This is a genomic window from Aurantiacibacter xanthus (genome assembly GCF_003584015.1).
Taxonomy (GTDB): domain Bacteria; phylum Pseudomonadota; class Alphaproteobacteria; order Sphingomonadales; family Sphingomonadaceae; genus Alteraurantiacibacter; species Alteraurantiacibacter xanthus.
Genome location: NZ_QXFM01000066.1, coordinates 67677 through 87495, shown reverse-complemented (window position 1 = coordinate 87495; position 19819 = coordinate 67677). Strand labels below are relative to the sequence as shown.

Here is a 19819-nt window from a genome sequence, read left to right as displayed (position 1 = left end):
TCGCGGTCGGCAGGCCGTTCCGCGAGACACCGCAGCCTCAGACGAGACCCTGTGCCTTCATCTCGGCTTCGAGGCCTTCGACGATGGCTTCGAAGAACTGCTCGGTGGTCATCCAGTTCTGGTTCGGGCCGATCAGCAGCGCCAGATCCTTGGTCATCTTGCCATCTTCCACGCACTTCACGCAGACGCGCTCCAGCGTTTCGGCGAAGGCCACCACGTCGGGCGTGTTGTCGAACCGGCCGCGATAGATCAGGCCGCGCGTCCAGGCGAAGATCGAGGCGATCGGGTTGGTGCTGGTCGCCTTGCCCTGCTGGTGCTGGCGATAGTGACGGGTGACGGTGCCGTGGGCGGCTTCAGCTTCGACGGTCTTGCCATCGGGCGTCATCAGCACGCTGGTCATCAGGCCGAGCGAGCCGAAGCCCTGGGCCACGATATCGGACTGCACGTCGCCGTCGTAGTTCTTGCAGGCCCAGACGAACTTGCCGCTCCACTTGAGCGCGGCGGCAACCATGTCGTCGATCAGGCGGTGTTCGTAGAAGATCTTGGCTTCCTCGAACTTCTCCTTGAAGCCCTCGGTGTCGAACACCTCCTGGAACAGATCCTTGAACCGGCCATCGTACTTTTTCATGATGGTGTTCTTGGTCGAGAGGTACACCGGCCAGCCACGGTCGAGGCCGTAGTTGAAGCTGGCGCGCGCGAAGTCGCGGATCGATTCGTCGTGGTTGTACATCGAGACGGCGATGCCGGGCTGGTCGAAGGTGTGGACCAGCAGGTCGATGTTCTCGCCGTTGTCGCCCTCGAACACCATGCGCAGCTTGCCGGCGCCGGGGATCAGGGTGTCGGTGGCGCGATACTGGTCGCCGAAAGCGTGACGGCCGACCACGATCGGGTCGGTCCAGCCGGGCACGAGGCGCGGCACGTTGTCGATCACGATCGGTTCGCGGAAGATGGTGCCGCCGAGGATGTTGCGGATCGTCCCGTTGGGCGAGCGCCACATCTGCTTGAGATCGAATTCCTCGACGCGCGCTTCGTCGGGGGTGATGGTGGCGCACTTCACGCCGACGCCATATTGCTTGATCGCGTTGGCGGCGTCGATGGTGATCTGGTCGTCGGTCTCGTCGCGCTTTTCGACCGAGAGGTCGTAGTACTTCAGGTCAACGTCGAGATAGGGCAGGATCAGCCGTTCGCGGATCCATTGCCAGATGATCTTCGTCATCTCGTCGCCGTCGATCTCCACGATCGGATTGAGTACCTTGATTTTGGCCATAAACTGTCCCTGTCTCTAGCGAATGTTTGCGGAAGTGGGTTTGGCGAGCCTCTTACGGGGGCACAGCCGCGAGCGCAAGCGAAGGCGGGAGCCAGGCTTTTGAGCTTGCGAATTACTCGCAGAAAGCCGCGCGGGCTGCCTGGTATTCGGCGATAAGCTGTGCGCAGATGGCGGCGGCGGGGCGTATTTCGCGGGTCGAGCCGACGCCGTGCCCGGCCGACCAGATGGTCTTCCAGGCGCGGGCTTCGTCGCTCAGCGTCATTTCGCCGTGGCCATCGGGGAGGGTGGCGCTGGCAAGGCTTGGGGCGAGGAAGTTCGCGCCGACCCCGGTAACCTTGTCGGTATAGGTGATGTCCTTGGCGCTGGCCGCGATCATCATCTGCTTTTGCGGTTCGCTCGCCATGCTTTCGGCGGCAGCGATGAAGTGCGAGCCGATATAGCCGAACTGCGCGCCCATCATGCGCGCGGCGGCAATGTGCCGCCCGTGGCTCATCGCGCCCGACAGGATCAGCGGGCCGTCGAACACCTCGCTGATCTCACTCAGCAGCGCGAAGGGGCTGAGCGTGCCGGCATGTCCGCCAGCCCCGGCGGCAACCGCGATGATGCCATCGACGCCAGCCTCGGCGGCTTTCTCGGCGTGGCGGCGCTGGATCACGTCGTGGAACACCAGCCCGCCATAGGAATGCACCGCTGCCACCAGATCGGGCACCGCGCCGAGCGAGGTGATGACCAGCGGCACCTTGTGCTTCACGCAGATTTCGAGGTCAGCCTCGACGCGCGGGTTCGACTTGTGGACGATCAGGTTCACGCCATAGGGCGCAGCATCGGGGCCGCAGCGTTCCTCGATTTCGCAGAGCCATTCGTCGAACCCGGCGCTGGAGCGCTGGTTCAATGCAGGGAAGGTGCCCGCGAGGCCGGAGCGGCAGCATTCCACCACCAGATCCGGCCCCGAGACGAGGAACATCGGCGCAACGACGGCGGGGATCGCCAGCCGCTGCGCGAAGGCTTCGACCATTGCCGTCATTGCCAAACTCCTCCCCTCCCCATGGGGAGGGGATCGAGGGGTGGGGATGCGAGGCTGATGCTGTGCGCTGGCGCGAGACCGGGCAAACCCCTCCCCCGACCCCTCCCCTTGAGGGGAGGGGAGTTGGTGGCGCGAAGGCTCAAAACGCTTCCTCGGGCAGGTCCATCATGCTGGCCTTGCCGCTGCGGATCGCCATGAACTGCGCCGTCGCGACGGGCAGCAAGCGGTCGAAGAAGAACTGCGCGGTGATGAGCTTGGCCTTGTAGAAGGCCTCTTCCGAGGTGCCTTCGGCGAGCTTCGCATGGGCGATCTTGCACGCCTTGGCAAAGCAATAGCCCATGGCCACGAAGCCCAGCAAGCGCAGGTAGTCGGTCGCTGCGGCAGCCGCTTCCTCGGGGTCTTTCAGGCCCTTCTGCGCGATATGCCCGGTGGACAGCTGCAGCGCGCCGAAGCTCTGTTGCAGCGCGCCCACCAGCTTGCCGATGGCGGGATCGGCGGCATGATCCTCGCAGAACTGCGAGACCGGGTGGAAGAAGCTGCGCAGGTTGCGGCCCATCCGATGCGGCAGCTTGCGGCCCACAAGGTCGAGCGCCTGAATGCCGTTGGTGCCCTCATAAATCTGCGCGATCCGGGCATCGCGCGCGAACTGCTCGACGCCCGATTCCTGGATGTAGCCGTGCCCACCATAGACCTGCACCGCCAGCTGGGCGCTTTCGTGGCCAAGGTCGGTGAACAGGGCTTTGACCACCGGGGTCATCAGCGCGACGAAATCGGTCGCCCGTTCGCGCACCTCCGGTTCACGCGCGGAATGTGAGGCATCGAGCGCGCGGCTCACCCAGCCCGACAGCGCCCGGCAGCCCTCGTTATAAGCCCGCATGGTCATCAGCATCCGGCGCACATCCGGGTGGACGATAATCGGATCGGCCGGGCCATCGGGGTTCTTCACGCCCGAAAGCGAACGGCCCTGCAAGCGGTCCTTCGCGTAGTAGACGGCGGACTGGTAAGCGATCTCGCCCACGCCAAGGCCCTGAATGCCGACCGCCACACGCTCGGTGTTCATCATCGTGAACATGGCCTCGAGCCCCTTGTTCGGCTCGCCGACCAGCCAACCCTTCGAGCCATCGAAGCTCATCTGGCAGGTGGCCGAGGCCTTGAGCCCCATCTTGTGTTCGATCGCGGTGGGGCCAGCATGATTGTGCTCGCCCGGCTCGCCATCGGCATTGGGCAGGAACTTAGGCACCAGAAACAGCGAGATGCCCTTTACGCCAGCAGGAGCATCGGGAAGCCGCGCCAGCACGAGGTGAATGATGTTCGACGTGAGGTCGTGGTCACCCGCCGAGATGAAGATCTTGTTGCCGGTGACGAGGTAGCTGCCGTCATCCTGCGGCTCGGCCTTGGTGCGCAGCATGCCCAGATCGGTGCCGCAATGCGCTTCGGTCAGGCACATGGTGCCCGACCATTCGCCATTGGCCATCTTGGGCAGGTAAAACTCCTTCAGCTCGTCGCTGCCGTGAGCTTCCAGCGCGACCATCGCGCCGCCAGTAAGGCCGGGATAGAGCCCGAACGAGAGGTTGGCTGAACAGGTCATCTCCTCGACCATCTTGCCGAGCGCATGCGGGGCGTTCTGGCCGCCCCACTGTTCGGCTACGCCAAGTCCGGCCCAGCCGCCTTCGCAAAACGCCTTGTAGGCCTCCTGAAAGCCCTTGGGCGTGGAAACGGTGCCGTTTTCGAGCTTGCAGCCTTCCTGATCGCCCGACCAGTTGATCGGCAGCAGCACTTCCTTGCACAGTTTGCCCGCTTCTTCGAGAATTGCGGTGGATACGTCGGAATCGAAATCCTCGTACCCTTCGACATCGCCAAAGCCATCGTCGTTGTGCAGCTCTTCGAGCACGAAGCGCATGTCGCGAATGGGTGCGTCATAGACTTGCATCGCTTGTCTCTCCTTAAGCCCCGCTTGCCGTAACCCACGCCCGCTCAGCCTGAGCTTGTCGAAGGCCGCGCGCCGGTGTTGCCCCGACTTGGGGCGAGCGTCGTGGCTGTCCTTCGACAGGCTCAGGATGAGCGGAGGTGGGATAAGAGGCGGGCATCTTTCTTGTCTTAGTTCCTGAGCGGCTTGCCGGTTTCGAGCATGTGCTCGACCCGCGCCTGCGAATTCGGATTGCGGACCAGCCGCATGAAGCCCTCGAACTCCAGCTTCAGCAGCTGGTCTTCGGTGACGAGTTCGGTTGGATCGGTGTCGCCGCCGGTGAGGACATGGGCCAGCTCAGCGGCCACCACCTCGTCGTGCGGAGTGGCCATGCCGCGCTTGCGGAAATCATCGACCGCCAGCTTGAGCGCCGCGCGTCCCGAAGCGCCGGGCAGGCGGAACTCGGGCTTTTCGGGCGGCTGGTAACCTTCGACCATGCCAAGCGCGCGCTGCTTGGCGTCGAACAGCAGACGGTCGCGGTTCATGGTGATCTCGTCGGTCGGGCGCACGAAGCCCAGTTCCTTGGCTTCGGCAGCACTCTTTGCCACGGTCGCCGTAGAGACAATCTCGAACACCTTGCTCACCGCGGCCATCGGGCCTTTTGGATGGCGGGGATTGTCGATCCAGCGTTCGAGCATTTCGCCGCATCCGCCCCAGCCGGGGATGATGCCGACGCCCGTTTCGACGAGGCCGATATAGGTCTCGGCATGGGGCTGGATCGCGTCGGAGTTGAGGCACATCTCGCAGCCCCCGCCCAGCGCCAGCCCGGTGGGCGCGGCGACGACAGGGAAGGGCGCATATTTGAGCGCCTTCAACGCCGCTTGTCCGCCCTTGACCAGCTTCTCGACCTCGCTCCAGGCGGCGATGTTCATCGCGAAGATGGCAAGCCCAAGGTTCGCGCCCGCCGAGAAAGCCGGGCCTTCGTTGTAGATCACCAGCGCCTTGAAGTCCTTGGCGACCACCGGAATGGCCTGCTGGATCAGCTTCATGACCTCGCCTTCGAGCGTGTTCATCTTGCCGGTGAATTCGAGGCAGACGACCCCGTCGCCCACGTCCCACAGCGCGGCCGAGCCGTTTTTGATCAGCGGCTGCGCGGAAAGCTTGATGTCTTCGAGCAGCAGCACGCCTTCGGGGCGCACTACGTCATGATAGTCGCCATCGGTGCCGAAATACTGGCGCTTGCCGTTTTCGACCCGGTAGAACGTGCCGTCACCCACCTGTTCGAGCAGCGGCGGCACCGGCAGGCCATCGGCCTTCAAGCGCTCGACCAGCCTGGCAGCGCCAATCTTGTCGATCATCTCGAAGGGGCCGGACTTCCAGTTGTAGCCGAGCTTCATCGCGTCATCGACGCCGACGATGGTCTGCGTCGCCTCAGGCACGATCGAGGCCGAGTAGGACAGGGTCGGGCCGAGGATCGCCCAGGCATAGTCGCCGACCTTGCCGGGGATCGAAATCAGCTTGGCCAGATCACCCTTGGCCGCCGATCCGCGCACCACGCTCGACCCGCGCGCGGCGGAGAACTCGCCCGACTTGAGGTCGATCGCTTCCTTGACCTTGCCGCCACCCTCGCGGTTGATGCGGTAGAACCCGCCCTTGCCCTTGCGGCCGGTGTAGCCTTCGGAAATCAGCTTCTCGATCAGCGGCTCGCTGCGGGCGATCTTCTGGTAGGGATCGTCGGCGGGCAGGGTGCTGGTGAGGCTCTTCTGCAGATAGGGCATCAGATCGAGCCCGATCAGGTCGATCAGCCCGAAAATGCCGGTCTTGGGCACACCCATCGGCTTGCCGCCAATGGCATCGGCGTCTTCGACCGAAATGCCCATGTCGAAAGCGGCGTTGACCGCGGCCTGAATCCAGAAGGTGCCGATGCGGTTGGCGATGAAGCCGGGCGAATCCTCGCAGTCGACCGGCGTCTTGCCGAGCTTGCGGTCGGCAAAGTCGCGCACCTTGGCGACGGTGGCCGGATCGCTCTGCGGGCCTGCCACGATCTCGATCAGCCGCATGTAGCGCGGCGGATTGAAGAAGTGGGTGATGAGGAAATCACGCTTGAATTCGTCCGAGCGGCCATCGGTCAGCTGCGCGAGCGGGATGGTCGAGGTGTTCGAACTCACCGCCGTGCCGAGGGTGCGGACCTTTTCCAGCTTCGCATACAGGTCCTGCTTGATGTCGAGCCGCTCGATGATCGCCTCGATCACCCAGTCGCAATCGGCAACCTTGTCGAGATGGTCCTCGATATTGCCGGTCTCGACCAGCCTGGCCGCGCGCTTGCCCATGAAGGGGGCGGGGTCGGTCTTGAGCATCTTGGCCACGGCGCCTTCGGCGATGGCATTGCGGTTGGCACCGTCCTTGGGGACGATGTCGAGCAGCAGCACCGGCACGCCCGCATTGGCGACCTGCGCGGCGATCCCGGCACCCATGGTGCCCGCACCGATCACGCAGACTTTCCTGATCGTATTGTCGCTCATTATTCGGCCTCCAGAATGGTGGCGATGCCCTGACCGCCACCGATGCACTGGGTGGCGAGCGCATATTTCTTGCCTTCGCGCTTCAGCAGCTGGGCGACCTTGCCGGTGATCCGCGCGCCGGTCGCGCCGAGCGGGTGGCCGATGGCAATCGCGCCGCCGTCGAGGTTGATCTTCTCAGGAGGAATGCCGAGGTCACCGATGCAGGCCAGCGACTGGCTGGAGAAGGCCTCGTTCAGTTCGACGATATCGATATCATCCATGGTCAGGCCAGCGCGCTTGAGCGCCTTGCGGGTCGCCTCGACCGGGCCGATGCCCATGATCTCGGGCGCGCAGCCGGAAATTGCCATGCTTTTGATCTTGGCGAGAACCGGAAGGCCGTTCGCCTTGGCATAGTCCTCCGAGCAGACCAGCAGCGCGGCCGCGCCATCGGTCAGCGGCGAGGAGGTGCCCGCCGTAACGGTGCCGTTCTGGTCGAAGGCGAGCTTCAGCCCGGCAAGGTCTTCCGCCGTGGTGCCGGGGCGGGGCGTACCGTCGACTTCGACAAGCCCGCCGGCGGTCTGGATCGGCACGATCTCGTCCTTCAGCTTGCCCGCTTCGATGGCGGCGCCTGCCTTCTTCTGACTGGCGACGGCGAACTCTTCCTGCGCGGCGCGCGAGAGGTCGTATTTCTTCGCCACGTTCTCGGCGGTGTCACCCATGCCGAGATAGGCGGCGCTGCGCTGCGCCAACTCGGGGTTGGGCATCGGGTTGAACCCGGTCATCGGCACCCGGCTCATCGATTCGACGCCCGCGCAGATGAACACCTCGCCCGCGCCAAGCGCGATCTGGCCAGCGGCATAGTGCACCGCGCTCATCGACGAGCCGCAGAAGCGGTTCATCGTGATCCCGCCAATCGACTGCGGCAGATCGGCCAGCAGCACAACGAGGCGAGCAAGATTGAAGCCCTGTTCGCCCTCGGGGAAGGCACAGCCGAGCACCAGATCCTCGATATCCTCGGCCTTCACGCCGGTGCGCTCGATCAGACCCTTGACGGTATTGGCGGCCAGATCGTCGGGACGCACCTTGGCCAGCGCACCGCGATAGGCGGGGTGGAAGGGCGAACGGACATATCCGGCGATAACAGCCTGGCTCATGGGAACGGTGCCTTTCTCTCTTCTCTCCAGCGCGATTGACCTTTTGCGCCGTTTTGTTACGATAAAGTTCGGAGGCTGACGTATACGTCAAGCAGAACAAAATCAAGATGCGGTTTCGGCAAACTAACGCATCATAACGGGAAAGGGCGCCTGATGAACCAGGCTGAATCGGAAATCCTGCCGCTCGACACGAGCCGCATTCTCGACGCCTCCGGGGCTTTGCGCAAACGGGTTCTGACCGAAGCGCTCGATCATTCTGTGGCCACGCATCCAGAGCGCGTTGCGATGGATTTCCTTGGCCGTGAGTGGACCTATGCCGAACTGGGCGAGGCGGTGGAGCGGCTGGCTGGCGGGCTGGCCAATGCGGGGTTGGGCAAAGGCGACCGGTTTGGCCTGTGCCTGCCCAATACGCCTTACTCGGTGATCGTATACTACGCCGTCTTGCGGCTGGGCGCGATCGTGGTGAACCTCAACCCGCTCTATTCCGAGCACGAGCTGGAATTTCTGATCGCCGATTCGGGCGCGAAGATCATTGCCGTGCCTGATCTCGAAGCGCTGCACAGCAAGGTTGCCGCCGCCCATGGCAGAAGCGCGCTCGAACGCATCCTGCTGTGCCCGATGGCCGACGTGCTGCCGTTCTGGCAGAGTGTTGGCCTGCGCACGCTGAAGCGCGGCGATCTCGCCAGGAAGCGTGCCGGAGTGACCTATCTCGACTATCGCCGCCTTGCCGCCCATGCACCGCTCGCGCAGCAGGCCGAAGTCGCGCCCGACGACATCGCCGTGCTGCAATATACCGGCGGCACCACGGGCAGGCCCAAGGGCGCGATGCTCACTCACGCGGGGCTGGCCGCGAACGCGGCGCAGATGATGCTGCACGTGGGCAACGAGCGCGCGATGCAGGAGCGGACGCTGGGCGTGCTGCCGCTGTTCCACGTGTTCGGGCTGACCTGCGTGCTCAATTTCGGGATCGACACCGCGAGCGAACTGGTGCTGCTGCCGCGTTTCGTGATGAAAGAGGTACTGGCGACGGTGAAGCGCAAGCCGCCGACGCAGATCTTCGCCGTGCCCACGATCTACAACGCCATCGGCTCGCTGCCCGACGACCAGGTGCCCGATCTGTCGATGGTGCGCACCTCGATTTCGGGCGGGGCGCCGCTGCCGCTTGAAGTGCGCACCCAGTATGAGCGGCGCACCGGCTCGCCGATCTCGGAAGGCTATGGCCTGACCGAGGCCTCGCCGATCATCACCTGCAACCCGCTGCTCGGGCGTGAACCGGCGAAGGAAAACTCGGCAGGCCCTGCCTTTCCGCACACGACCATCGAAATTCGCGATCCCGAAACGGGCGAATGTTGCAAGGGGCCGAACGAACGCGGCGAAGTCTGCGCGCGCGGGATGCAGCTGATGCGCGGCTACTGGAACCGCCCCGACGCCACCGAAACGGCCTTCATTGACGGCGCGCTGCGAACCGGCGACATCGGCTATCTCGACGAGGATGGCTACCTGTTCCTGGTCGACCGCATCAAGGACATCATCCTGTGCTCGGGTTACAACGTCTATCCGCGCATCATCGAGGACGCGGCTTACGAGCACCCGGCGGTGAAGGAAGCCGTTGCGATCGGCATCCCCGACGACTACCGCGGCGAGGCTCCGAAGCTGTTCATCGCTCTGCACGATGGTATGTCCCTGACTGAGACCGAGCTTCACGCCTTCCTCAAGGATCGTCTGAACCCCATCGAAATGCCCGACGCTTACGAATTCCGCCCTGAACTGCCCAAGACTCTGGTTGGCAAACTGGAGAAGAAAGAGCTGGTCGCCGAAGAGCGCGCCAAGGCTGCCGCGCGCAAAGCGGAGATATCGGCATGACCGATGTCGACCAGGCCGACGACACCGCGATCGATCCTGCGGCGGAAGAGGGACTCAAATCGATTGCGGAGGCTTCGGAGGAACTGGGTGTGACCCAGCGCACCTTGCGCTTTTACGAGGACAAGGGCCTGATCCAGCCGCGCCGGGTGGGGGCGATGCGCGTTTACTCGCGGCGGGAGATGGGGCGCATGCAACTGATCCTGCGCGGCAAGCGGCTGGGTTTCTCGATTCGCGAAATCGGTGAGTTCCTGTCGCTCTACGACACCGAGCATGGCAAGGAGAGCCAGATGCGGCATCTGTTGCAGCAGGTTGCGGATCGGCTCGAAGAACTGCGGCACCAGCGCGACGCCATCGACAAGACCATCGTCGAGCTTGAGGCGATCGAACAGCAGGCGCGCGAACGCCTGCCGGACTGACTGAAAAAATATCAAATTTTCAAATGGTCGTTCATAATGTCGGGCGTGGCAGGGATCGGAGTTAGTCGATTTATCGGCCATTTTGCTTAGGTCTCGTGTTCTGGCGTTAACTTGGATGCCCCACGGGTGCCCCCAGATTGCGCAAAAAAATGGCTCAGCCTGAGGGGCTGGGCTCGACCGCGTCAGCGAGGCGGTGCTGTAAGGTGCCAGTGTAGCGCTCGCGCTGTCCGGACCTCTGTTTATACCGATAACATCGGTTTCAGGGACGGGCGGTCAGTGAGCCTCGTCTTTGCTTGCCTGATGGCGGTGTTAGTCGACGGTGACACGCTGCGCCGATATTGAGGAGGCCAACGGACGTGTGCGTCTGGCGCGTTTCGATGTGACTCTGTCTCGGATTTGCCACGGCCGGTTTCATTTTCAGCGATAGCATTTTTTGATTGGCTATGCAGCTTTGGTGCTGCAATGCAGCATGCGTCGGTGTGGGCTGCGGGTATCCAAGATTGTCGCCGCCGAACTACGTGAGAATCAGGTATATGTCTCTCAAGGTGAGCCAAGGATCGTTGAGCGTCGGCCACGCATGACGGATTTGAAAAGCAAAACCATTGGTGGGGTGCTTTGGTCGGTAGCGCGCGCTGGCTGGAGCAGTGCGGTTACGCTCGTTCTGTTCATCGTTCTGGCTCGGGTACTTGAGCCGAAGGATTTCGGCCTTTTCGCTCTGGCCAGTATCCTGGTAGAGGTGGGGCGCGTGGTGTCGTCGGGTGGTCTTGGCGATGCCGTGATCCGATCACAGGAGCTCGATGATCGGTTCCTCAGCACGGTCTTTTGGCTGAACCTCGCTCTTTCGCTGGGATTTGCATTCCTGATAGCGCTCGCGGCGCCGATTTACGCAAGTCTCTTTGATAACGTCGACAACGTTCATATTATTTATGCATTGGCGCTAACCCTGCCCTTGGGCAGCCTTGGTGCCGAATGGGCTGAAGCGGTTCCGGTGACACAGATGCTGTCTCTGATGGTGATCCCGTTCGTATTCAACTTCTTTTGCGGACCTGCGCTAACCGCTTCGAATTACCCGAGCGAGGTGCTCAAGGTTGCCATGGTGCAACTGCTGACCACAATATTATGTACATGGATCGCCGTGCGCTTTGGTCTGGTGGCCGTGGCCGCAGCCTATGTGCTGCGCGCATATGTCACCATGCCCTTGCAACAATATATGCTCGCGCGCCGTTTGAGTATCCGGATGAGTGACACCGGGTCCGCGATGACACTCCCACTAGGCTGCGCATTGACGATGGCGGTCTCGGTGCATTTCTCTCTGCGATCGTTCGAGACCCAATATGCAGGAGACTGGACTCCTGCGCTTCTTTCGGTTGCGTTAGGGGCTTTGGTCTACACGGTGCTCGTTATGGTTCTGGCTTGGGCCAAATTGCGTGACATGGCTATGACTCTCCTCTCGACACTCCGCAAAAGGGAATCCTCAAGATGACGTCTATTACACCTTCGGCGCCTGCCGCGGTTGCAACGGCGCAAACCCATCTCCAGGTGATCTCGCGGCTGCAAGGTCTAATTGATCACGTGCTTGCTCCCAGTCTGCCGACCCTGCGTGCGGAACCGTTTGCGCTGATCGACATGCCAGACCATGGCAACGTGGGTGATAGCGCGATCTGGGCGGGCGAGATCGCATGGTTGCGAAAAAATGTGGGGTTTGATCCGGCGTTGGTCGCCGATCACCGCGATCCGTTAGATCAGGTAAACCGCGATCTGGTCGGAAAGACCGTACTGCTGCATGGTGGAGGCAACTTCGGGGATATCTGGACAGCGAACAATGATTTCCGTGAGGCGATCATCTCGGCCAATCCGGGCAGCACTATCATCCAGTTTCCTCAGTCAATTCACTACGACAATCCCGCAAGTATCGCCACGACCGCGCGCAACTTGAAGGCAGCCAAGGCGTTACGGCTTTTGGTGCGTGACGATGAAAGCCATGCTCTGGCGTCCCAAGCCTTTGATTGCGAAGTTACGCTGTGCCCTGACATGGCTTTTGCGTTAGGGCCGATGCAACGCATCGCTACGCCAGATCTGGATGTGTTGCTCTTGATGCGCACCGACAAGGAAGGCGTTGGTTTTTCCTCGCAGGATTGGCCTATCGGCTGGGAACAGGACGATTGGCTGGAAGATTCGCCAAACCTTTACCGCGATGTCCAATGGGATAGCCGGATCAAGGCATTAATGAGCCTTTCGCCAAGGCGGATGTCCCGTACCGCGCGGCGCAATTACTATTACAATCAGTTGGCAGAACGACGGCTGGCGCGCGGCTTAAAACAGCTGTCACGCGCGAGATTTGTGATTACCGACCGACTACATGTCCATATCCTGAGCACGCTGCTCGGGCTCCCGCACTGCTTCCTAGATAATCACTATGGCAAAATTTCACGATTTTCGGCGGCCTTTTCCACTCGTTGGACCGACAGCTATCAAGCAAAAACGCTTTCCGAGGCGGTCGCCTGTGCCAAGGCTTGGCTCCAGGCAAAGGAGAATGCTGATGTCTAACTCGCCAGATGTTCCCGATATCATCTGCTACCGTAATCGTGCCTCCGGTCCTGATCAGATCATCGCCACGATAAACGGGTGTTCGCGTACCTGGTAGTTCAAGGCCGCGTTGGAGGTAGCTCAATCACAACCGAACGCGTGCTATTGCCTCAGGGGGATGGTAGCCTGGAACCGAATACCTGCCGCTCCTCATCTGCGGCGCCTCTTGGGGCTCGGCCTGGGCGTGCTATACTAAGGAAATGAGCGAAGGATGTTAATCTCAGTCATAATGTGCACCCGAAATCGGGCTCGACAGCTGCGCCATGTGCTTGACAGTTTTGTCGCACTGCGCGCGCCAGAGGGAGCGACTTGGGAGATGATTGTTGTCGACAACGGCAGCACCGACGAGACGTCGGCAGTGATCGAGGCGTTTGCGGACCGTTTGCCGCTGCGCCGAGTGTGGCAACCAGTGGCGGGCCTGTCGAATGCACGCAATGCCGGTGTCGCTGCCGCAAAAGGTGACTACATTTGCTGGACCGATGATGACGTGGAATTGGATCCCGACTGGCTCGCGGCATACGCGCGCGCGTTTCAGCGCTATCCGGATGGGACGATTTTCGGCGGCATAGTGGAGCCAGTGTACGAGATTGAGCCGCCTGCTTGGATGGTCGAAAACAGCGGCATGCTCGCTGTTGCTTTTGCAAAACGCGATCATGGGGCGATTGAAGGTCAACTTCCTACCGAGCAGGATCTGTTGCCATTCGGTGCCAACTTTGCGGTGCGTGCTGCTGAGCAACGTAAATTTCTTTATGATGCAAACCTGGGCGTCAGCCCAAATCAGAAGCGGCTCGGGGAAGAGTCCGCAGTTTTAATGGCAATCGCTGCTCTTGGTGGCTCATATTACTGGATTCCATCAAGCCGCGTACGTCATTTGATCCCAGCTTCCCGTATGAGCCTTGAATACATTGAAGTGTATTATCATTCTTCTGGCGAAACTTGGGCTTATCTCAGTGAGAATGATGGCTTTCCGATTATGGGGCAAGCTATCCCGACGGAAGGAGCAAGAATTTTCGGTGTGCCGATTTGGCTATGGTGTCGATCGCTGCGGCCTGCCGTTGCCTATAAGATAAAAAAGACGTTGAAGCCCCGTGCAGTACATTGGTGGCTTTGGAATTTTACTCAAAAATGTAAAATGAGGGGTGCTCGGGACTACTTTCGACGCGCTGAATAGAAAGTCGGACGATTTTATGATCACCACCTCAAGTATGGAATTGGACCTTGGATTTGTGGTTTGACCAAATCACCATGGCTGATGCCAAGGGTTTCATCAAATCACTGCCCACCCATAATTTCCTTGATCCAATTTCGAGTATTTCAGTAAAAATGCTTGAGGGGCAGCGCGTCTAAATGGCGGCCCAATAATGCGCCATTTCCATACTGGTAACTCTGGTTGAGCTTTTTAATGTCCTCTATCGTTTTTCGACCATGAAAATGGTGTACCACCAAGTCAGGGTGATAGATAATAGGAACGCCGTGCTTATTCGCACGATAGATCATTTCGGTGTCTTCGGCAGCGCGGAAGATGCCTGCCGGCCCAAATCGCTCATTCCATAGGCCAATTCCATCGAGCACTTCGCGGTGCATGGTGAGGTTGCAGCCATGAATAAAGCCGCCAGGGAATTGCGTGGAATCGACCCCGTATTTTGCCGGGGCCATATCTGTCTTGATGGTGATCGGTGCATCTGTAGGATCACCCAGTTCGACTCTGCCGCCGATTATGGCTGGCTCACCAATTTTGGAATGCAGTTGAGCGAGGACGGCAAAGTAATGTCTGTCCACGCGGCAATCATCATCGGTGAAGATGAATATATCGTGTCTAGCGAGCGAAGTTCCCATGTTTTTGCCCGACACACCCCCGGCGTGGGCTCATATGTATAGGCAACCGCGGCATTTTTTTACGCAAACGTCTGTACAACAGCTTGTGTGTCGTCGCTCGAGCCGTTGTCGACCACGATGATTTCCACGGTATGACCAGCTGCGGTTTCGTCCAGCGACTGCAAAGCGACGGATAAGGCCTTGGCCCGATTGAGCGTAGGTATAATTACGGAAAACATGCGGTCCCCATTCCGAGGGTAGTGCAATTTGCACTTTTCATAGTCTGAAGGCGTTATCTACTGAAATGTGCAGCGCAATCTGGCATCTCCTGTTTGTGACGGTGCGGTTCCTGCTTACCTGGCTGACGTGAACCGCCCCGGGATTGCCGGAGGCCCTAACTCCTGAGACGAAGGGGCTACGATGAGCAAGGCGACGAACAAGTTTGCCCCTGAGGTTCGTGAGCGGGCAGTCCGCCTCAAGGCGCTGGAGCGCGAGAACCGTGAGCTGCGTCACGCCAGCGAGATCCTACGCTCGCACCCATCGGAAATATCCCGCCTGCCGAAGCTGAACCATGATACTACGCCATGCTGGACGACACCCCCATGGCCGCATAGTTTTAAGTCGATCGGCCTCCGGCAATCCCGGGGCGGCTCAAGACCGCTGATGTTCCTGGGCGAAACTGCGGTGCCCAGAACCTGCATTTCTCCTTCAGTTGCAGGTAGGGGTGCGGTAACCGGGCGCCTAATCAAGAGAGGTAATGCGCGATGCCTACCGAAACGAGGAACGCGGTTCCATCGGGTTCTGAAGGAGCCCGCGCCAGGCCCTCCCGAATAGTTGGCATTGATATCGCACGATCGATAGCGATCCTGCTTGCCATGGCGAGCCATGTGTGGGTGGTCGCACGGATGGGCGACTTCGTAGAAGATCCATGGGTGGACGCACTGAGGATCTGCATGGCCGCAGCTACGCCGACCTTCATTATCCTTTTCGGAACCATGCTCGAAATCGTCTATCGGCCACGCTTCATCGCCGGGCACCGGAAGACGATCACAGTGAGATTGGTGTCACGTGCCACCCAATGTTGGCTCCTCTACGCCCTCTCAATCGGTGTTCTCTTCTTAATGCGCGACGACTACTCTGCTGCATTCTCGATCGCGACGGTTCTGATGCTGGGCGTTACGCCATTCACGGATATCCTTAAGTTCTATGCAGTTGTCCTTGTTCTGGCTCCGCTTCTTCTCTGGGTTCGTTGCCGGTTGGGGCTCGTTCCGCTCGCAGCCGGAGCCATTGCCGTTCATCTTGCTTACCCGCTTTTGACTGCGCTGCCGACGCCAAATGAACTTGGACTTTCGAAGGAACTCGCCCGCCTATGGAAATTCCTGTTCGGCCTCGGCGAGGCGCAGTTGGGCGGTCCGTCAATCATGCGTGGAATCACGCTGGTTATCGCGGGAATGGTGCTCGGACGTATCCTCATTGGCAGTTCCGGGGGGCGGCCGGACATGGCGCGTCTTCGACATCGGACAAAGCTGCTGCTCGCGGGCGCGGGGATATCGCTCGCCGTGTTGTTCGCAGCGTTCGATCAAAGCACCATCAAGGAACTTGGAACAATGTCCCTGCGGATGGCGGGGCATCCGCTCTATTTTCTTTTTGGCGTGCATTTTGCAGTCGTGTTGATGGCAGCGACGACGTTGCTCACCACTTCCGTCAAGGCAGATCGCTTTTGGAGAAACATTGCGTTCTTTGGGAGGACCAGCCTGTTCACTTTCGCCTTTGGTAACATGCTGCTTTACTGTGTTACCGCCGAACCGGAAAATCTTGCCGCCGCGTTGCAACTCGTCGCTGTGCTGGTCGTCACGATCATCACCCTCAGCGTTTGGTTCGACCTCACTATGCGACGGAAGGGCTGGATCGCGCACTGCGTGATCGAGTTGCAGCGAATGATCACCTCGTTCGTCAACTCGCTCATCAGCGGCCCCGCTGCCAAGCTTTCATTGCTGGCACTTCGATCCAAGCGGTCAGGGGGCTGAACTCGAAAAGTAATAATCGGTAGGGGAACCGTCGGGCCTTGCCACTCAGACAAGGCCTTATGAACCGCCTGGAAGTGGTCGTGGGCAGAATGACAGCTTCTTGCCGTTTCCCCACGCAAACCGGATAGGCAGCTCACGGCCAGCTACCGGACCTCAGTTGGCTCGGCGAATAGCCCGAGGCCGAGCGTGACTGCTTCTTCTTGCCGCCGAATCGGTACTTGAGGCGCCAGCTTTTGAAGCCGGTCGGAGTGATGTATAGGTGCAGGCCGTGACCGTCGAGCAGCTTCACCGGGCGAGGGCCCGGCGTGGCATTTCGACAGTCTCGATCGGTTAACATCCGATGCCCGCAGCAGCTTGGGTGTGTGCCCCCGGAATACCCCCAGATGCCCCGTGCTTTCCTGCGAACGGGTGGGAACTTGTGCTAGGCCGAATGCCCAAAAAACCGCGCTTTCGCAACGGTTATGGGGTCTTCCAGCAATGTCGGGGAAGGGCGAATGGTGGGCGTAGCAAGGATTGAACTTGCGACCCCTACGATGTCAACATAGTGCTCTACCACTGAGCTATACGCCCACACCATTCGGGTTTGCCTGCGTAAGGCAGGCGCGCCCTCTAGCGCCACCTGACGGGGCTGGCAACCCCTCAGTTGAGGGCCAGTGCCTGATCTTCGAACATTCGCTCAACTTCGAGCACCAGATCGCGCAGATGGAACGGCTTGGAGAGCATCTTGGCGTTCGATGTTTCGCGGCTCACGCGCAGGGCGACGGCGGCGAATCCGGTGATGAACATCACCTTCGTGCCGGGGCTGATCTCGTTGCAGCGCTGCGCGAGTTCGATCCCGTCAAGCTCGGGCATCACGATGTCCGACAGCAGCAGATCGAAAATTTCGTTTTCGAGCAGGGGGATGGCGTCCATGCCGTTGCTCACCGCCGACACCGAATATCCGGCCTGTTCCAGCGCCCGCGTAAGATAGGTGCGCATTGCGTCGTCGTCTTCGGCCAGCAGGATCCGGATCATGCTCTCATCCTCGTTCGTGAGTGAGCCGAAGCCCTACCCCGAAGCGGTTACAAATTCCTGCACCGATTCCAGCCTGACCGACTTTGAGACAGGCGGCGACAGGGAAGCTAACACGGCGCCCGGTCGGGGGTGCGATTTTGACAAGACAGGCGATCCGGGCCAGCAGTGGGCGATGACGCTCCCACCGCCCCGAAAGAGCGATTCGCAGACTTCCCGCGCCCGCTCGGCCGTTGCGCAAGTGTCGGTCGGCGGCTCCTTGCCCGGAATGCGCGGGCAGCCGGCCTTTGTTCTTCACCGCCGTTCTCCGGCCCCGATCCCGGTGCTGATCGCGGTGCCGCATGCCGGGCGAATCTATCCCTCCGATCTGCTGGCGCGGATGCGCAATCCGGCGATCGCCTCGGTGCGCTTGGAGGACCGGCTGATCGACCTCGTGGCCGAACAGGTCGCACTGGAAACCGGGGCCGATCTGCTGGTCGCCCGCGCGCCGCGCGCGATGATCGACCTTAACCGCGCAACCGACGATATCGACTGGGACATGGTGGCAGGTGGCCCGCCGACTTTGGAGTGGGCCACGCTGCCGCGCTTCGCTGCCGGACGCCGCTCACGCAGCGGGCTGGGGCTGGTGCCGCGGCGATTGTCGGGCATGGGCGAGCTGTGGCGTCAGCGTCTCACGCCTGCCGATCTGGCTGCCCGGATCGACGAGGTCCACCGGCCCTATCACAGCGAACTGGAGGCGAGCCTGGAGCGCCTGCGCGATCGCTGGGGTGCTGCGCTGCTGATCGACCTGCACTCGATGCCGCCACTTGGCCCGAAGGAGGGCGCGGGCAGGGCGGTGGATTTCGTGATCGGCGACCGCTTCGGCGCATCGTGCGACGGCATGCTGGTGCAAAGCGCGCTGTCGCATCTTTCGGTCGGTCGCTGGCTTGCGAGCCACAACCGGCCCTATGCCGGCGGCTATGTGCTCGACCGGCATGGTGCGCCTGCGCGCGGGATACACGCGATGCAGGTGGAGGTGTGCCGCCAGGTCTATCTCGAGGAGACCATGCACGAGCCGGGGCCGGGCCTTGGCGAGGTGGTTAGTACGCTGGTGGGGCTGGTGCGCCTGCTGGCGGACGAGGTCAGCCTGCGCAGCGGCAACGGGCACGCGCTGGCGGCCGAATAGGCAAGAAAAAACCACCTCGTGCGCGAAGCACGAGGTGGCCAAGGTTCAGGGAGGAGGTGTGCCTGAGCACACCATCCGGCCTAGCCATGAGGGAAGCTGAGCCGGACAGGTCCAGTATAAGAAGGGCCCGTGCCTTTTCAAGCACGGGCCCCGAATGAATTTGTCGCAAAATGCATCAATTGTGTCGTCTGCGAAGTACGGCGCGCGGTACGTCGCAGACGGGATGATGCGGCGATCAGTTGACGGTCGCAGCCTCGGGAGCGACCGGGCCCTTGCCCTGCTGCGCCTGCTTGCCGAACACGACCCGCATCAGATCGAGCGAGAACAGGTGCGCGTGGATCAGCGGCAGCATGCCGTTCTCGTTCCACTTGCGCAGCTGGTCGCCGCGCGGCTCGCGCAGCTTTTCCTGGTTCACCATCTTGAAGCCGCGATAGATGAACGGCTGGTCGGGGGCGTCGTTGCGCTGGATCGACACTTCGCCGTCCATCAGCAGGTCGGCCTTCATCAGTTCGTCGACGAAGCTCTGGGTCTTCATGCCGGCTTCCTCGAACTTCTCGCAGAACTGGAGCAGGTTCTGGGTGTGCTCGGTCGGGTTCTTCTCGGCATCGAACAGGGCCTGGCCTTCCTCGAACTCGCCGATCAGCGAGCTGGTCGGGTCGAAGCACAGCGACAGGTTGTCGGACGAGGGGTCGATCTTGGCGAGCAGGAACGGGTAGCGACGCACATAGGCGGGCACATAGGGGGTGCCGATCGGAGCGCCTTCGTCGTCGAAGAACACGTTCACGCCTTCGTTCAGGCCCATCAGCGCCAGCGGCACCGGCTTGTCGCCCGAGGAGAATACGATCGGATAGTCGCGCTGCGCAGCGGGGAATTCCTCGGCGGTCAGCGGGATCGCGTGCTGATTGACGACCCAGTCGGCCCGGTCGACCGAACGGGCATTCCAGCCGCCGTGCTGATTGCTGTTGAGCGGAATAAGGTCCTTGTACAGGATCGGCAGGCTGGCTTTCGGCTCTGAGGCCATAAATTCATCTCCAAAAAACGGGCTGTATTCTTGCCGTGTTGCGCCACCTTGGTGCCCGAACCA

Annotated in this window: 17 protein-coding genes and 1 tRNA gene; 7 read left to right on the top strand and 11 right to left on the bottom strand. The window is 61.1% G+C overall.

Annotated elements, in window-relative coordinates; genetic code table 11:
* Positions 1–37 precede the first annotated feature (37 nt).
* The 5 genes from D2V17_RS07100 to D2V17_RS07080 all read right to left on the bottom strand — a co-directional run bounded on the left by D2V17_RS07100 (position 38) and on the right by D2V17_RS07080 (position 7852).
* Positions 38–1267: an NADP-dependent isocitrate dehydrogenase gene (locus D2V17_RS07100; RefSeq protein ID WP_119592387.1), complete on the bottom strand. Its 1230-nt coding sequence runs from the start codon at positions 1265–1267 to the stop codon at positions 38–40.
* A gap of 112 nt (positions 1268–1379) precedes the next feature.
* On the bottom strand, positions 1380–2291 hold the full coding sequence (locus D2V17_RS07095; RefSeq protein ID WP_245978586.1) for an NAD(P)H-dependent flavin oxidoreductase: 912 nt from the start codon (positions 2289–2291) through the stop codon (positions 1380–1382).
* A 139-nt stretch (positions 2292–2430) separates the two neighbouring features.
* Positions 2431–4221: an acyl-CoA dehydrogenase C-terminal domain-containing protein gene (locus D2V17_RS07090; protein WP_119592386.1), complete on the bottom strand. Its 1791-nt coding sequence runs from the start codon at positions 4219–4221 to the stop codon at positions 2431–2433.
* Positions 4222–4388: 167 nt separating this feature from the next.
* Positions 4389–6719: a 3-hydroxyacyl-CoA dehydrogenase/enoyl-CoA hydratase family protein gene (locus D2V17_RS07085; protein ID WP_119592385.1), complete on the bottom strand. Its 2331-nt coding sequence runs from the start codon at positions 6717–6719 to the stop codon at positions 4389–4391.
* Entirely contained in the window at positions 6719–7852 is a 1134-nt protein-coding gene (locus D2V17_RS07080) for a thiolase family protein (RefSeq protein WP_119592384.1), read from the bottom strand. The genes D2V17_RS07085 and D2V17_RS07080 overlap by 1 nt, the downstream gene beginning before the upstream one ends.
* A 153-nt stretch (positions 7853–8005) precedes the next feature.
* Here D2V17_RS07080 and D2V17_RS07075 point away from each other — a divergent pair, with 153 nt between their 5' ends.
* The 5 genes from D2V17_RS07075 (at position 8006) to D2V17_RS07055 (ending at position 13888) form a co-directional block, all read left to right on the top strand.
* Positions 8006–9715 carry a long-chain-fatty-acid--CoA ligase gene (locus D2V17_RS07075; protein ID WP_119592383.1) on the top strand — a complete coding sequence of 570 codons (1710 nt, stop codon included), beginning with the start codon at positions 8006–8008 and terminating at the stop codon, positions 9713–9715.
* Positions 9712–10131: a MerR family transcriptional regulator gene (locus D2V17_RS07070; protein ID WP_119592382.1), complete on the top strand. Its 420-nt coding sequence runs from the start codon at positions 9712–9714 to the stop codon at positions 10129–10131. Before D2V17_RS07075 ends, D2V17_RS07070 begins: the two co-directional genes overlap by 4 nt.
* A gap of 433 nt (positions 10132–10564) precedes the next feature.
* Positions 10565–11614: an oligosaccharide flippase family protein gene (locus tag D2V17_RS07065; protein ID WP_147367279.1), complete on the top strand. Its 1050-nt coding sequence runs from the start codon at positions 10565–10567 to the stop codon at positions 11612–11614.
* On the top strand, positions 11611–12678 hold the full coding sequence (locus tag D2V17_RS07060) for a polysaccharide pyruvyl transferase family protein (protein ID WP_119592380.1): 1068 nt from the start codon (positions 11611–11613) through the stop codon (positions 12676–12678). Before D2V17_RS07065 ends, D2V17_RS07060 begins: the two co-directional genes overlap by 4 nt.
* Positions 12679–12928: 250 nt before the next feature.
* Positions 12929–13888 (top strand): glycosyltransferase family 2 protein, encoded by a 960-nt coding sequence (locus tag D2V17_RS07055; RefSeq protein WP_119592379.1) that lies wholly within the window; start codon positions 12929–12931, stop codon positions 13886–13888.
* Positions 13889–14031: 143 nt separating this feature from the next.
* On the opposite strand, the gene D2V17_RS07050 is transcribed toward D2V17_RS07055, so the two are convergent.
* Together D2V17_RS07050 and D2V17_RS21900 are read right to left on the bottom strand one after the other, a co-directional pair.
* Positions 14032–14568, bottom strand: coding sequence for a glycosyltransferase (locus tag D2V17_RS07050; RefSeq protein ID WP_281270552.1), 537 nt, complete (start codon positions 14566–14568; stop codon positions 14032–14034).
* A 44-nt stretch (positions 14569–14612) separates the two neighbouring features.
* The gene (locus tag D2V17_RS21900; protein WP_147367277.1) at positions 14613–14771 is read right to left on the bottom strand and encodes a glycosyltransferase family 2 protein; all 159 of its coding nucleotides are present in this window, start codon (positions 14769–14771) and stop codon (positions 14613–14615) included.
* Between the two features lie 666 nt (positions 14772–15437).
* Here D2V17_RS21900 and D2V17_RS07035 point away from each other — a divergent pair.
* Positions 15438–16559 (top strand): hypothetical protein, encoded by a 1122-nt coding sequence (locus tag D2V17_RS07035; protein ID WP_147367275.1) that lies wholly within the window; start codon positions 15438–15440, stop codon positions 16557–16559.
* A 133-nt stretch (positions 16560–16692) separates the two neighbouring features.
* Here D2V17_RS07035 and D2V17_RS07030 read toward each other — a convergent pair whose 3' ends face one another.
* The 3 genes from D2V17_RS07030 to cpdR all read right to left on the bottom strand — a co-directional run bounded on the left by D2V17_RS07030 (position 16693) and on the right by cpdR (position 17573).
* A complete protein-coding gene (locus D2V17_RS07030; protein WP_119592374.1) occupies positions 16693–16896 on the bottom strand; it encodes an Arm DNA-binding domain-containing protein in 204 nt (67 codons plus the stop codon).
* A gap of 158 nt (positions 16897–17054) precedes the next feature.
* Positions 17055–17129: transfer RNA gene (locus D2V17_RS07025), tRNA-Val, on the bottom strand.
* Positions 17130–17198: 69 nt separating this feature from the next.
* Positions 17199–17573: a cell cycle two-component system response regulator CpdR gene (gene cpdR, locus D2V17_RS07020; protein WP_119592373.1), complete on the bottom strand. Its 375-nt coding sequence runs from the start codon at positions 17571–17573 to the stop codon at positions 17199–17201.
* 172 nt (positions 17574–17745) lie between these two features.
* On the opposite strand from cpdR, the gene D2V17_RS07015 reads away from it, so the two are divergent.
* Positions 17746–18735, top strand: a complete 990-nt coding sequence (locus D2V17_RS07015; protein ID WP_119592427.1) for an N-formylglutamate amidohydrolase — start codon at positions 17746–17748, stop codon at positions 18733–18735.
* Positions 18736–18970: 235 nt separating this feature from the next.
* Here D2V17_RS07015 and D2V17_RS07010 read toward each other — a convergent pair whose 3' ends face one another.
* The gene (locus D2V17_RS07010; RefSeq protein ID WP_119592372.1) at positions 18971–19756 is read right to left on the bottom strand and encodes a SapC family protein; all 786 of its coding nucleotides are present in this window, start codon (positions 19754–19756) and stop codon (positions 18971–18973) included.
* Positions 19757–19819: the final 63 nt, after the last annotated feature.